The sequence below is a fragment of the Arthrobacter mangrovi genome (genome assembly GCF_026011795.1).
Lineage (GTDB): Bacteria > Actinomycetota > Actinomycetes > Actinomycetales > Micrococcaceae > Crystallibacter > Crystallibacter mangrovi.
Genome location: NZ_BRVS01000007.1, coordinates 108838 through 122354 on the forward strand (window position 1 = coordinate 108838; position 13517 = coordinate 122354).

A 13517-nucleotide genomic window follows, 5' to 3' on the forward strand; every position below is an offset into this window, starting at 1 on the left:
AGGCATCCTTCGGCCAAACGGGCGGGCTTAGCATGAAGGCAAGGAAGGGACGTATCGGATGCCAACGGTCTGGATCGAGGATATTCTCGGCGCCGAATTCGAATCGACGGCGCTCCAGGTGCCGGCGGCCGGTGGCCGGACGCGGCGGGCTACGCTGGTGCGGCATCTTCCCGCGAACCGCGGCCCGGCCCAGGGCGGAAACGTGGTGCTGTACCTGCACGGCTGGAGCGACTACTTCTTCAATACCGAGCTCGCCGCGTTCTGGCACCAGCTGGGGGTGGCGTTCTACGCCCTCGACGTCCACAACCACGGCCGGAACCTGCGGATCGGCGAGCCGGACCCAGGTGATGCGGCGGCGGAGGATTCCTCCGGAGCTGATCCCGCAGCCAGGACTGTCGGCGGCGGCGACCTGGCCGGCTATGCCTCGGACCTGAGGGATTACGACGACGAGATCGCCACTGCGGTGGCAGCCGTCCGCCAGGACAGCGCGGGCCGGCTCGGCCTGGCGGAGGCGGACATCGACCTCACCCTGATGGGCCACTCGACCGGAGGGCTAGTGGCAGCACTGTGGGCCAACCGCAACCCCGGAGCGGTCAAGGCGCTGGTCCTGAACAGCCCGTGGCTGGAGATGCACCGCAGTTCGCTCGTGCGGCGGGCGGCCGCCAAGGTCCTCGACCCGCTCTCCCGGCTCAAGCCGGAGGCCGAGATCAAACTGCCGGCCCGCGGGTTCTACTGGCGGACCATCAGCAGCACGGAGGAAGGCGAGTGGAACCTGGACCCGGATCTCCGCCCGCCGTTTGCATTCCCTGTCCGCGCCGGGTGGCTCAGCGCCATCTGGCACGGCCAGGCCGAAGTGGACAAGGGGCTCGCCATTGCGGTGCCGATCCTGGTCCTGACCTCGGCCCGCAGCGTCTACGGGCCGCTCTGGCACGAGGACATGAAGGCGGCCGACGCCGTCCTCGACGTGGAGACGATGGCCGCCAGCGCGGTCAAACTCGGATCCAGCGTCACCGTTGAACGGATCGAGGCGGCGCTGCACGACATCTTCCTGTCCCCGCCCGAGGTCCGCGCCGATGCCTACGCCCGGCTGGAGCGCTGGGCCAAGGCGTACATCCTTGCCAGCTAGTACGGCCGGTTCAGGCGGTAACGGAGGCGGCATCCACCGCGCCGCCGTAGCGCCGGTCCCGCCGGGCGTAGATGTCCACGGCTTCCCAGAGCGTCCGGCGGTCGACGTCCGGCCACAGGATGTCCATGAAGACCATCTCCGCGTAGGCGGACTGCCAGAGCATGAAGTTGGAGAACCGTTGTTCCCCGGAGGTGCGGAGGAAGAGATCGACGTCGGGCAGGTCCGGCTCATCGAGGTAGCGCTGGATGGTCTTTTCCGACACGGCGGAAGGCTTCAGCCGGCCGGCGGCGACGTCGGCCGCGATAGCCGCCGCGGCGTCGGCGATTTCCGCCCGGCCGCCGTAGTTGACGCACATGTTGAGCGTGCAGACGTCGTTGCCGGCGGTCTGCCGCTCGGCCACCTCGAGCTCCTTGATGACCGACTGCCACAGGCGGGGACGCCGGCCGGACCAGCGGATCCGCACACCCCACTGGTCGAGCTGGTCCCGCTGGCGGCGCAGGACGTCCTTGCTGAAGCCCATCAGGAAGCGGACTTCCTCCGGCGACCGCTTCCAGTTCTCGGTGGAGAAGGCGTAGACGCTGACGTGGCGCACCCCGATCTCGATGGCGCCTGCCATGACGTCGAGCAGCGCAGCTTCGCCGGCACGGTGCCCTTCCGTCCTTGGCAGCCCGCGCTGGTTGGCCCAGCGGCCATTGCCGTCCATCACGATGGCGACGTGCTGCGGGACCAGGCCGTTCGGCAGCCGGGGCGGCCGGGCGCCGGAAGGATGGGGGCCGGGCTTGCTCGGGTTCAGGGTAGTCACACTCGCTCCACGTGTTTGAGGGATCTGACGGATCGTTCCAGGTGCCACTGCAGGTAGCTGGCCACCAGGCCGGCGGCTTCCCTGCGGGAGGCCTGCGCCGACCCGTCCGCCGCCGGCCAGTCACCGCTGAGCAGCGCGGCCAGCAGCAACATGGTCTCCGGGGCCGGGGATGCGGAGCCGGGCGGACGGCAGTCGTGGCAGACGGCGCCGCCCAGCGGGGCCGAAAAAGCCGAATGCGGGCCCGGTGCCGAGCAGCGCGCGCAGTCGGTGAAGCTCGGGGCCCAGCCGGCGGTCGCCAGGGCCCGCAGCAGGTAGGAGTCCAGCACGAGCTCCGGCGCGTGCCGGCCGCGGCTGAGGGCGGACAGGGCACCAATGACAAGGCCATAGTGCACCGCCGCGGATTCGCCGTCGATGTCGGTCAGCTTCTCCGCGGTCTCGCAGATGACAGCGGCGGCGGTGTACTTGGCGTAGTCGGCGACGATGTCGCGCCCGTATGGACCCAGCGTCTGCGCCTGCGTGACGATGTCGAGGTTGCGTCCGGCAATCAGCTGCAGGTCCGCCACCATGAACGGTTCGAGCATCGCGCCGAACTTGCTGCTGGTGCGCCGGACTCCCCTGGCGACGGCCCGGACCTGGCCGTGGCGCTTGGTCAGCAGGACGATGATCCGGTCCGCCTCGCCGAGTTTGTGGGTCCGAAGGATGACGCCTTCATCCCGGTAGGTTCGGGAGGCGAAGGATCGGTTGGACACAGGGCCATTGTCCCACTGACAGCGCCCGGCCCGCACATCGGCGGGCCGGGCGCTGCCGGACGGGTTACTGGGCCGCGGCTTCGCCTGCCGCGGCCGACTGCGCGACGTTGTCCCGGATGGCCCGGTTCACCGCGGAAACGACCGCCTTGAGCGACGCCATCGTGGTGTTGGTATCGATACCAACGCCCCAGAGCACCCGCTCCGCGACGGCGCATTCCACGTAGGCCGCAGCGCGGGCATTGCCGCCTTCGGAAAGCGCGTGCTCGCTGTAGTCCAGGACCCGGACATCCACGCCGTCCTGGCGGAAGATGTCCAGCAGTGCGGCGATAGGACCGTTGCCTTCCGCCGTCCTGCGCTGCTGCACGCCGTCCACGATGAGGGAGGCGTTCAGCTGGAACGAGCCGTCTTCAGCGGAGTCCGTCTTGACCGAGCCGAGGGTATAACGTCCCCACGGGCGGTCGGGAATCGGCAGGTACTCGTCATTGAAGATTTCCCACAGTTGGGCACCGCTGACTTCGCCGCCTACCGTGTCGGTGCGGCGCTGGATGACGCCGGAGAACTCGATCTGGGCGCGCCGCGGCAGGTCCAGGCTGTGCTCGTTCTTCAGCAGGTACGCCACGCCGCCCTTGCCGGACTGCGAGTTGACGCGGATGACGGCCTCATAGCTGCGGCCGAGGTCCTTGGGATCCACGGGCAGGTAAGGAACGGCCCAAGGGATTTCGTTGACCGTCTTGCCTGCCGCAGCGGCATCGCGCTCCATCGCCTCGAAGCCCTTCTTGATGGCGTCCTGGTGCGATCCTGAGAATGCGGTGAAGACCAGGTCGCCTCCGTAGGGAGAGCGCTCGGGCACCGGCAGCTGGTTGCAGTATTCAACGGTCCGCCGGACTTCGTCGATGTTGGAGAAGTCGATCATCGGGTCGATGCCCTGGCCGAACATGTTCAGCCCCAGGGTGACGAGGTCGACGTTGCCCGTCCGCTCGCCGTTGCCGAACAGGCAGCCCTCGATCCGGTCCGCACCCGCCAGGTAGCCCAGCTCGGCGGCCGCTACTCCGGTCCCGCGGTCGTTGTGCGGGTGCAGCGAGAGGATGACGTTCTCCCTGTTGTCCAGGTGGCGCGACATCCACTCGATGGAGTCGGCATAGACGTTGGGGGTGGCCATCTCCACCGTGGCCGGCAGGTTGAGGATGACGTTGCGGTCCGGCGAGATTTCGAAGACGTCGGTCACCGCATTGCAGATGCGCGCGGCGAATTCCAGCTCGGTGCCTGTGAAGGATTCGGGCGAGTACTCGTAGGTGACCTCGGTCCCCTTCAGGCCCTCCTCGTACTTCCGGCAGAGCCGCGCCCCCTGCAGCGCGATGTCGACGATGCCGTCCATGTCCTGGTTGAACACCACCCGGCGCTGCAGGACCGACGTCGAGTTGTAGAGGTGGACGATCGCGCGGTCCGCGCCCTCGATCGCGTCATAGGTGCGCTCGATGAGGTGCTCGCGCGACTGGGTCAGCACCTGGATCGTCACGTCGTCCGGAATGCGATCGCCCTCGATCAGCTGCCGGACGAAGTCGAAGTCCGTCTGCGAGGCGGAGGGGAAACCGACCTCGATTTCCTTGAAGCCCATCCTGACCAGCAGGTCGAACATCTTGTGCTTGCGCTCGGGGCTCATCGGGTCGATCAGGGCCTGGTTGCCATCCCGCAGATCGACGGCGCACCAGCGCGGCGCCTTCGTGATGACCTTGTCCGGCCAGGTGCGGTCCGGCAGTTCGACGGTGATCTGGTCCTGGAACGGAATGTACTTATGGATGGGCATTCCGGAGGGTTTCTGCGCGTTTCGCATGGTCTTGGGGCCTTTTCTGCTAATTCCTGTGGCGGCTTCGGCCGGGCAACACGAACTCCGCGGCGAGGATTCGGCCGTCAAACAAGAGTTCTTTAGGCCTCGCCGCGGCAGCTAAGAAGAAGCATTCCAGCACGCACAATTTCACCCTAGCACGGTGCGTAGGATGAGGAAGAACATGTCAACTGCTGCTACTTCAGAAAGGTGCTGCCATGACCCGTTCCGGCATCGTCCTCGACCACGTCGATCCCTCCGTGAGGCCGCAGGACGACCTGTTCCGCCACGTCAACGGCAGGTGGCTGGCCGAAACCACCATCCGCCCGGACCGTCCGCTGGAGGGGTCGTTCACCGCGCTGCGGGACGAGGCCGAGGCCGCGGTCCGGCAGATCATCGAGGAATCCGCAGCGGATCCGGACCCGCGGACCCCGGCCGGCAAGGTCGGCGTCGTATATTCCAGCTTCATGGACGAGGCCGCAGCCGAAGCCCGCAAATTCTCCCCGCTCGCGGAACAACTGGCGGAGATCGAGGCAGTAGCGGACCGGGACGAACTGCTGGACCTGCTGGCGAAGTTCACCCGCCAGGGTGCTGCCTACCCGCTGGCGTTCTACGTCAACAACGACGCCGGTGACCCCACCCGATACCTGGTCTACCTCTACCAGGCGGGGCTGGGCCTGCCGGACGAGTCCTACTACCGCGAAGACGAGTTCAAGGACATCCGGGGGCGCTACGCGGAGTACGCCGCGGCCATCATGGAGCAGGCCGGATTCGACCCCGCCGAGGCTACGGCGGCGATCGGACTGGAGCACAAGCTCGCGGCCGGACACCTGGACAAGGTTTCCTGCCGGGACCCGCAGAAGACTTACAACCTTCGCGCGGTCGACGAGCTGGCCGGCAGCTTTCCCCGCATCCGGCAGTGGCTCGAAGGCCTGGGCAGCCAGGGGACGGACATCACCGAGGTGGTCGTGTCCCAGCCGGACTTCGTCACCCTCCTGGCCAAGCTGATCGACGAGGAGCCGCTCGCGGACTGGAAGTCCTGGCTCCGCCTGCAGCTGCTGACGTCGGCGGCACCGTACCTGCATGCCGAGGCGGTCCAGACGCACTTCGATTTCTACGGGAAGATCCTCAGCGGGACGCCCGAAATCAAGGAACGCTGGCGCCGCGGCGTCGCCCTCGTCGAAGGCGCCCTGGGTGAAGCCATCGGCCAGGAATACGTGGCCAGGCACTTCCCGCCGTCACACAAGGAACGGATGGAGGAACTGGTTGCCAACCTGATCGGCGCCTACCGCGAAAGCATCGGTTCGCTCGAATGGCTAAGCGCCGAGACTATCGGCCGCGCCCTGGAGAAGCTCCAGGCGTTCCGGACAAAGATCGGCTACCCGGCCAAGTGGATCGACTACTCCTCGTACCTGCCGGGCAGCGATGTCTGGCAGAACGTCCTGGGCGCCAACGAATTCGAGGTCCGCCGCAACCTGGACAAGCTGGGCGGGCCGATCGACATCGAAGAGTGGCACATGACCCCCCAGACGGTGAACGCGTACTACATGCCGACCATGAACGAAATCGTCTTTCCGGCGGCGATCCTGCAGCCTCCCTTCTTCGACGCCGAGGCCGACCCCGCCGCAAATTACGGAGCCATCGGGGCTGTCATCGGACACGAAATCGGGCATGGCTTCGACGACATGGGCTCGCAGTACGACGGGACCGGCGCCCTGCGCAACTGGTGGACCGACGAAGACCGGAAGGCCTTCGAGGCGCTGACGGCGCGGCTGGTCGACCAGTACGCGAAGCTCAGCCCCGAGGAAGCAGCCGGCAAGACGGTCAACGGCGAACTCACGCTGGGCGAGAACATCGGCGACCTCGGCGGCCTGATCATCGCCTACAAGGCCTACCAGCTCAGCCTCGATGGACAGGAGCCGCCCGTCATCGACGGCCTCACCGGGACGCAGCGTTTCTTCTACTCCTGGGCCGAATGCTGGCGCCAGAAGATCAGGAGCGAGGAGTCCCAGCGGCGGCTGTCCATTGATCCGCATTCGCCCAACGAGTTCCGCTGCAACCAGGTGGTCAGGAACATGGATGAGTTCCACGCCGCCTTCGAGGTGCAGTCCGGCGACGGCCTGTGGCTCGATCCCGCCGAGCGTGTCCGGATCTGGTAGCAGCCTGCAGGAAGGCCGTGCCTCCCGCCCTGGGGCGGGAGGCACGGCCTTTGTTCTTGCCGGGGAGGCTGCTTCCGGTCAGAAACCGCCGGAGCCCTGGCAGGTGACCTGGTCGGCCGTCTGGCCGCGGAGGTTGCCGCCGACTCCCCCGGTTGCCTTGAGCTTCTTGCCGGTGGTGAAGTCGGAGCCGACCGCGATACGGACGCCGTAGCTCTTCTCGGAGGAGAGGACGCTGGCTTTGGGGACGTTGAGTTCCTTGGCCAGTTGGTTGGCCACGTCCTCGAATCCGGCGGAGTAGAAGATCTGGGTCGCGGGGTTGGTGTCCTTCGCCTCGGTACCCGTGGCCAGCACGTACCCGAGTGCCTGGAGCTGCTCGGCCAGTTCAGCGCCGCGGTCCTCGGCACCGGAGGAATTCACGACCTCCACCGGCTGCGCCGCGGGGTCGAAGGGAAGTTCCTCCGGCTCGGGGGACGCCGGGGTAGAGGCCCCGTCGCCCGGCTCGGGTGTCGGTGACGCGGAGGGCTTTTCTTCGGCCGTTGCGGTGACGTCGCCATCCGCCCGGAGGATGCTGAACAGCTTCTCCCCCTCGACCTCGTCCATGACCAGCCTGTTGGGGTCCGGTTCGTAAAGCGTCGTCGGCAGGGAGACGAAGGCGACCTTGCCCAGGTCCACGTTCTTCAGCCGGTCCGCCAGCGCCAGGAGCTTCGACACGTCGGTGAGCCCCTCGTCCACGGTCAGGTTGCGGGCAATGGCGTCGGCGATGTTGTAGAGGCGCGGGACGTTGGTCAGCGTTCCTTCGGAGGTGATCTTGCGTGCCATGGAGGCCAGGAAACTTTGCTGGGCGCGGATCCGGCCGCGGTCGCCGCCGTCGCCGAAGGCATGCCGGGTGCGCAGGAACGCCAGCGCCTGCTCGCCCTGCACCTCGCTGATGCCGGCGGGCAGCCTGAGCTTGGAGTAGGTGTCGTTGATGGGTTCGTTGACGCAAACCTGCACGCCGCCGATGACGGTCGACAGTTCCTTGACCGCGTTGAAGTCGGCCATCATGAAGTGGTCGATCTCCATTCCGGTCAGCTGGTTGATCGCCGCGACGGTGCAGCCGGCACCGCCGTAGCTGAGCGCCATGTTCAGCTGGGCGGACTGCTGCTCGGGGTAGATCTCCCCGGTCTGCGGATCCTCGCAGGCGGGGATGTCGGTGAGGAGGTCGCGGGGCAGGCTCACCACCGTCACCCGCTGGCGGTCGGCGGAGAGGTTCATCAGCATCATGACGTCGGAATTGCCCTTGCCGTCCGACGACGGGTCATGGCCGTACGAGCCGCCGGTCTCGGCCCGGGAGTCCGTGCCCAGGATCAGGATCTGCACCGGATCCGTGCTCAGGTCGACCGGCAGGCCCTGGGCCTCCGTGCCGAGGTTCAGGGGCTCCGTCGTCAGGCTGGCGCGCAGGCCGACTACCTTGACGACGATGACCCCGAGCCCGGCAACCAGGGCGCAGGCGAGCACTGCGGAAACGATCTTCAGCCAGGTGAACCGCTTCCCTGAGCGCATGTGCCGGGCGCTCCCGGGCACGGCCGGGTGCCTTTGCGCTGCCGGCTGCGGAGGAACACCGCCTTCGTGATGCAGCGGATCATCACTCGAACTGCCGCGACGACCCACAGATGCCTGCCTTTCGGGGGTGATGCCAGAACGGACCAGATAAAAGGATAAACGTGCAGAGTGCTATTCATGCACACGGACACGTAACGCCGAAAGTTCCCGTCTCCTCTGCCGGATCAGAATCCGAGCCTGACCAGCTGCTTTGGATCCCGCTGCCAGTCCTTCGCGATTTTCACATGCAGGTCGAGATACACGCGGGTGCCCAGCAGGGCTTCGATGCCGCGCCGGGCCTTGGTGCCGACGTCGCGCAGCCGCGCACCGCCCTTGCCGATGATGATGGCCTTCTGGCTGGACCGCTCGACAAAGAGGTTGACCCGCACGTCGAGCAGCGGATTGTCCTCGCTGCGGCCCTCGCGCGGCACGATCTCCTCCACCACCACGGCCAGCGAATGCGGCAATTCGTCGCGGACGCCCTCCAGCGCGGCTTCCCGGATCAGCTCCGCCACCATGACCGCTTCCGGCTCGTCCGTCAGCTCCCCGTCCGGGTAGAGGGGCGGCGACAGCGGCATCCTGGCCACCAGCACGTCGGCGACCGTGTCCACTTGGTAGCCATCCGCGGCGGACACGGGAACGACGTCGGCAAATCCGTCGGGGCCGAAAACTTCCGTGCCCAGCGCGGCAACGGCCAGCAGCTGTTCGGCCAGCGCGCTGCGGTCCACCAGGTCCGTCTTCGTGACCAGTGCTACGACCGGTTTGCGCGACAGCGCCGCCAGCTGGTTGGCAATGAAGCGGTCTCCGGGGCCGATCTTCTCATTGGCCGGGAGGCAGAAACCGATGGCATCGACTTCGGACAGGGTGTCCGCCACCAGGTCGTTCAGCCGCTGGCCCAGCAGGGTCCGGGGCCGGTGCAGCCCCGGAGTATCCACGAGCACGAGCTGGGCATCGGCGCGGTGGACTATCCCGCGGATCGTGTGCCTGGTGGTCTGCGGCTTCGCCGAGGTAATGGCCACCTTCTGGCCGACCAGCGCATTGGTCAGGGTCGACTTCCCGGCGTTGGGCCGCCCCACCAGGGAGACGAAACCGGCACGGTAGTCCTCGGGCCATCCGCTGGTGGCCATGGCCATGGCTTTGTCATCGTGTGCTGTCATTTTCGGGCTCCGGTTCTGCTCTGGCGGGGGTGTGTCTTGGTTCATGGCCGCCGGCGGCGGCCTCGGTCGCAGCGGGGTCCCGCCATGCCAGCACGTGCGACACCCGGTTCCGCCGGCCTTCCAGCCGCTCGGCATGGATGTGCAGCCCGTCGATCGTCACCTCGCTGCCGACGATCGGCACCCGGCCGAGGGACTTGGCCAGCAGGCCGCCGACGGTATCCACTTCCTCGTCGTCGAGGTCCATGCCGAAAAGCTCCCCGACGTCGTCGATCGAAGTCCTCGCACTGATCCGGAAGCGGCCTTCCTCGAGGACTTCGATCTCCGGCCGTTCGGAGTCGTACTCGTCCACGATCTCGCCGACGATCTCCTCGATGAGGTCCTCCAGTGTCACCAGGCCCGCGGTGCCGCCGTATTCGTCAATGACGATCGCCACGTGGGTCGACTCGCGCTGCAGTTCCTTGAGCAGTTCGCCGACGGCCTTCGACTCGGGTACATAGCGGACGTCGCGGCATGCTTCGTCCACCGAGGTCCGGGCCGCCGCCTCGGGCCTGATGTGCAGGCGGGCGGCGACGTCCTTCAGGTAGAGAATGCCCTTGATCTGGTCCGTGTTCTCCCCGATGACCGGGATCCGGGAGTAGCCCGAGCGCAGGAAGAGCGACATCGCCTGCTTCAGCGACGAGCCGGAATCGATGGTGACGATGTCCGTGCGCGGGACCATCACGGCCCGCACCTTCGTGTCGCCGAGGTCGAACACGGACTGGATGAGTTCGGCCTCCGCGTCTTCGATCATGTCCGCCTCGGTGGCCCGGTCGACGAAGTCGCGGAATTCCTCCTCGGAAAAGAAGGCGGCGTCCGCCCGCGGCGCATTGGGGGCGACGGCGCTGCCCAGCCGGACAAGCCAGCCCGGGATCGGGCCCAGGATCGCGCACAGCAGCCTGACTGCGGGGGCGGTCGCCAGGACCACGCCCGTGGCGTGCATCCGGCCGAATTGCCGGGGCGAAACGCCGACGAGGACAAATCCGACTGCCGCCATGGCGGCGGTCGCCAGCAGTCCGGCCAGCCAGACGTTGCGCAGCAGGTCGTAGAACAGGAGTGCGACGGCGACCGCGCCGGCGGTCTCGAACCAGATCCGCCAGAAGCGCAGCGCGTGCATGTGCGCCACCGGCTCCTGCAGGATGGTGGCCAGCCGGCGTCCCCGCCCGCTGGCGAGCAGCTGTTCCGCCTCCTGCCGGGGCAGGTAGGTGAAGGCCGATTCCGCGGCGGTAAGGACGGCGGCCAGCAGAATAAAGACCAGCGCGAGGCCGGTCAGCATCCAAATGATCAAAGGGTGGTCTCCGTGGGCGCTTCCTTGCCGAGGAAGTCGGCCAGCAGGCGCCGCTGCAGCCCGAACATTTCCTTCTCCTCTTCGGGCTCGGCGTGGTCGTAACCGAGCAGATGCAGCATCCCGTGCGTCGTGAGCAGGAGCAGCTCCTCGCCGATGCTGTGCCCGGCCTTCCGGGCCTGCTCCTCCGCGACCTGGGGGCAGAGCACCACGTCTCCGAGCACACCGGCCGGAGTCTTCTGGGAAGGCGTACCCGGGCGCAGCTCGTCCATCGGGAAGGACAGGACGTCGGTAGGTCCTGGTTCGTCCATCCACTCGATGTGGAGCCGCTCCATGGCCTCCTTGTCCACCAGGATGATGGAGAGCTCGGCTTCGGGATGGACATACATGCTGTCGAGCACGAACCGGCCCAGCCGCGCCAGCTCGGCCTCGTCCGCGGCCATGGCTGACTCGTTATTGACCTCGATGCTCAATGCTGTCCTTCCCTCTGGGGCCTGTTCCTGGCAGGTACTCGCTGCCGCCGGTTGTCGTCCCAGCGGCTGTAGGCATTCACGATGTCGCTGACCAGGCGGTGCCGCACCACGTCGGAGGCATCCAGAATGGAGAAGCTCACGTCCTCGACGCCCTGCAGGATCTCGCTGACCACTTTGAGTCCGGAACTGGAGCCGCCCGGCAGGTCGATCTGGGTCACGTCGCCGGTGACCACCATCTTCGAGCCGAACCCCAGCCGCGTCAGGAACATCTTCATCTGCTCCGGGGTCGTGTTCTGGGCCTCGTCGAGGATGATGAACGCGTCATTGAGCGTCCGGCCGCGCATGTAGGCCAGCGGCGCCACCTCAATGGTGCCCGCGGCCATCAGGCGCGGGATGGAGTCTGGGTCCATCATGTCGTGCAGAGCGTCGTAGAGCGGCCGCAGGTACGGGTCGATCTTGTCGCTGAGCGTCCCCGGCAGGAAGCCAAGCCGCTCCCCCGCCTCGACCGCGGGGCGGGTCAGGATGATCCGGTTGACCTCCTTGTGCTGCAGGGCCTGGACTGCCTTGGCCATGGCCAGGTAGGTCTTGCCGGTGCCTGCGGGACCGATCCCGAATACGATCGTGTTGTTGTCGATGGCCTCGACATAGGTCTTCTGGTTCAGCGTCTTGGGCCGGATGGTCCGCCCGCGCGAGGACAGGATGTTCAGCGTGAGGACCTCGGAAGGCCGCGCCACCGACTGTTCGCTCAGCATGCGCAGCAGCTGCTCTACGACCTGGGGCGTCACCCGCGTGTCGTTGGCGGCCAGAGTCCGGATCTCTGCCAGCAGCCGCCCGGTGCGCTCCACGGCCTGGGGCGGGCCCGTGATCGACAGTTCATTGCCGCGCACGTGCAGGTCCACGTCGGTAAATTCGGACTCGATCAGCCGCAGCACCTCGTCCTGGGCACCCAGCGCCCTGACCATATGCTCGGGCGATTCGAAGTGCACAGAGAGACTACCGGATCCCAGCGGATCAACATCCAATTGTGTTTCCGACATAGTGCGGCCTGACCCGGCCTTCCATCGCCCCTTCAGTAGTGTTCGGCTGCTGGCCGACTGCTCGGTTCCGCCCGCCCGGACGGACGCGCGATCAATACATCAATGCTACGGCACGCAGCCGCCGTCGACCCATGGCCTGCACACCGGCCGTTCGGTATCGATCCTGTTTCGATCCTGCATCAGTCCGGTTGAGAGGGCGCGAAACATCCCCGGCACGGACCGCGGATGTGCCAAGCTAGTCTCTCGGACATCGGCACCGGCCGGTTCCGCAGGTCCCTTGTGGACTTGGACGACGAACGAAGCCGCAAGATAAAGGAACGCAGCTATTTCCCCCGACCAGACCCGGCACCCGGCCCCGGCGCGCAAGTTCCGCGCCTGGCTGGCCGTCCTGACGCTAGGCAGCGTCGTGCTGATCGGCTGTTCCCCGGCGGGTCCCGGCAGCGAGCCGCGGACGTCGATGCCGCCCAGCACGGGGGGCCCCACCATCATGAGCAGCCCGCTGGTCACCAGCGCCCCGCTGGAAACACCGGAGAGCACGTCGCTTTCGCCCGTGTACTGGCTCGGCGAGAACGCGGACAGTGTTTTCCTCTACCGCGAGTTCCGTTCGGCCGAGGACCTCGGGGATCCCATAACGACGGCGGTCAACGCCGCCCTGTCGCTGCAGCCGCTCGATTCCGACTACTTCAATCCCTGGCGGCCCGCCTCGAAGGTCGGCACGTCGATCACTAAGGGCTCGGTCATCACGCTGGACATCTCCTCGGATGCTTTCGAGGCCAACGTGGACGAAGGCATCGCCGAGCGGGCCATCCAGCAGCTGGTTTACACGGCCACCGCCGCCGCCGCCAACGCCGGCCTCAGCACCCCCGGCAATCCCCTGGAAGTGGAAATCCTGGTGGACGGCCACCGCGGGTACAAGGCCTTCGGCTACGTGGAGCTCGGCGCCTTGATGACCCGCAATCCGGAACTGACGGCGCCGATCTGGGTCATCGACCCCCAGCAGGACGCCGCCTTGGACGGCCGGCTGGAAGTCTACGGCCGCGCTGTGGCCATCGACGCCGAGCTGTCGTGGCAGGTATCCCGGCTCGAGGATGCCGAAGACACCGGCAGCGGCAGCAAGGTCAAGTCCGGCACGGTCGCGATCAACGCCCCCGACGGCGAGTCCGGCGAGTTCCGCTTCGGCCTCGACCTCCCCGCCGGGACGTACCGGCTCAGCGTGTTCGATGCCGCCCAGGACGGGTCTGCCGCGGCCGAAGTGGATCCGGACAGCAAGGTCTTCACCGTCAAGTAGCC

The 13517-nt window shown here is 67.0% G+C and carries 11 protein-coding genes; 3 read left to right on the plus strand and 8 right to left on the minus strand.

The annotated features are described in order from the left end of the window. Positions 1–58: 58 nt before the first annotated feature. Positions 59–1126, plus strand: coding sequence for an alpha/beta hydrolase (locus AHIS1636_RS09000; RefSeq protein WP_264795494.1), 1068 nt, complete (start codon positions 59–61; stop codon positions 1124–1126). A 10-nt stretch (positions 1127–1136) separates the two neighbouring features. Here the strand turns inward: AHIS1636_RS09000 and AHIS1636_RS09005 are convergent, their stop codons facing one another. The 3 genes from AHIS1636_RS09005 to leuA form a co-directional block, all read right to left on the minus strand. Then, a complete protein-coding gene (locus AHIS1636_RS09005) occupies positions 1137–1928 on the minus strand; it encodes an isoprenyl transferase (RefSeq protein ID WP_264795495.1) in 792 nt (263 codons plus the stop codon). Then, a complete protein-coding gene (recO, locus tag AHIS1636_RS09010; protein WP_264795496.1) occupies positions 1925–2677 on the minus strand; it encodes a DNA repair protein RecO in 753 nt (250 codons plus the stop codon). Before recO ends, AHIS1636_RS09005 begins: the two co-directional genes overlap by 4 nt. A 64-nt stretch (positions 2678–2741) precedes the next feature. Beyond that, positions 2742–4508 carry a 2-isopropylmalate synthase gene (leuA, locus tag AHIS1636_RS09015; RefSeq protein WP_264795497.1) on the minus strand — a complete coding sequence of 589 codons (1767 nt, stop codon included), beginning with the start codon at positions 4506–4508 and terminating at the stop codon, positions 2742–2744. A gap of 209 nt (positions 4509–4717) precedes the next feature. Here leuA and AHIS1636_RS09020 point away from each other — a divergent pair, with 209 nt between their 5' ends. After that, positions 4718–6658 carry a M13 family metallopeptidase gene (locus tag AHIS1636_RS09020; protein ID WP_264795498.1) on the plus strand — a complete coding sequence of 647 codons (1941 nt, stop codon included), beginning with the start codon at positions 4718–4720 and terminating at the stop codon, positions 6656–6658. Positions 6659–6736: 78 nt separating this feature from the next. On the opposite strand, the gene AHIS1636_RS09025 is transcribed toward AHIS1636_RS09020, so the two are convergent. From AHIS1636_RS09025 to AHIS1636_RS09045, 5 genes are all read right to left on the minus strand, one after another. Then, positions 6737–8200 carry an LCP family protein gene (locus AHIS1636_RS09025; RefSeq protein ID WP_264795499.1) on the minus strand — a complete coding sequence of 488 codons (1464 nt, stop codon included), beginning with the start codon at positions 8198–8200 and terminating at the stop codon, positions 6737–6739. A gap of 224 nt (positions 8201–8424) precedes the next feature. Next, positions 8425–9372, minus strand: coding sequence for a GTPase Era (gene era, locus AHIS1636_RS09030; protein ID WP_264795588.1), 948 nt, complete (start codon positions 9370–9372; stop codon positions 8425–8427). A gap of 7 nt (positions 9373–9379) precedes the next feature. Then, the gene (locus AHIS1636_RS09035; RefSeq protein WP_373875811.1) at positions 9380–10708 is read right to left on the minus strand and encodes a hemolysin family protein; all 1329 of its coding nucleotides are present in this window, start codon (positions 10706–10708) and stop codon (positions 9380–9382) included. 8 nt (positions 10709–10716) lie between these two features. Next, positions 10717–11190 (minus strand): rRNA maturation RNase YbeY, encoded by a 474-nt coding sequence (gene ybeY, locus AHIS1636_RS09040; protein ID WP_264795501.1) that lies wholly within the window; start codon positions 11188–11190, stop codon positions 10717–10719. Next, entirely contained in the window at positions 11187–12227 is a 1041-nt protein-coding gene (locus AHIS1636_RS09045) for a PhoH family protein (RefSeq protein WP_264795502.1), read from the minus strand. Before AHIS1636_RS09045 ends, ybeY begins: the two co-directional genes overlap by 4 nt. A gap of 487 nt (positions 12228–12714) precedes the next feature. Here AHIS1636_RS09045 and AHIS1636_RS09050 point away from each other — a divergent pair, with 487 nt between their 5' ends. Continuing rightward, positions 12715–13515, plus strand: coding sequence for a GerMN domain-containing protein (locus tag AHIS1636_RS09050; protein WP_264795503.1), 801 nt, complete (start codon positions 12715–12717; stop codon positions 13513–13515). The last annotated feature ends 2 nt before the right edge of the window (positions 13516–13517 follow it).

Excerpts from the sequence above, each read along its gene's own strand:
- leuA (WP_264795497.1), bottom strand. The coding sequence starts at position 4,508 with ATGCGAAACGCGCAGAAACCCTCCGGAATGCCCATCCATAAGTACATT.
- AHIS1636_RS09035 (WP_373875811.1), bottom strand. The coding sequence starts at position 10,708 with ATGCTGACCGGCCTCGCGCTGGTCTTTATTCTGCTGGCCGCCGTCCTT.
- AHIS1636_RS09050 (WP_264795503.1), top strand. The coding sequence starts at position 12,715 with ATGAGCAGCCCGCTGGTCACCAGCGCCCCGCTGGAAACACCGGAGAGC.
- AHIS1636_RS09000 (WP_264795494.1), top strand. The coding sequence starts at position 59 with ATGCCAACGGTCTGGATCGAGGATATTCTCGGCGCCGAATTCGAATCG.
- era (WP_264795588.1), bottom strand. The coding sequence starts at position 9,372 with ATGGCCATGGCCACCAGCGGATGGCCCGAGGACTACCGTGCCGGTTTC.
- AHIS1636_RS09045 (WP_264795502.1), bottom strand. The coding sequence starts at position 12,227 with ATGTCGGAAACACAATTGGATGTTGATCCGCTGGGATCCGGTAGTCTC.
- AHIS1636_RS09025 (WP_264795499.1), bottom strand. The coding sequence starts at position 8,200 with ATGCGCTCAGGGAAGCGGTTCACCTGGCTGAAGATCGTTTCCGCAGTG.
- AHIS1636_RS09020 (WP_264795498.1), top strand. The coding sequence starts at position 4,718 with ATGACCCGTTCCGGCATCGTCCTCGACCACGTCGATCCCTCCGTGAGG.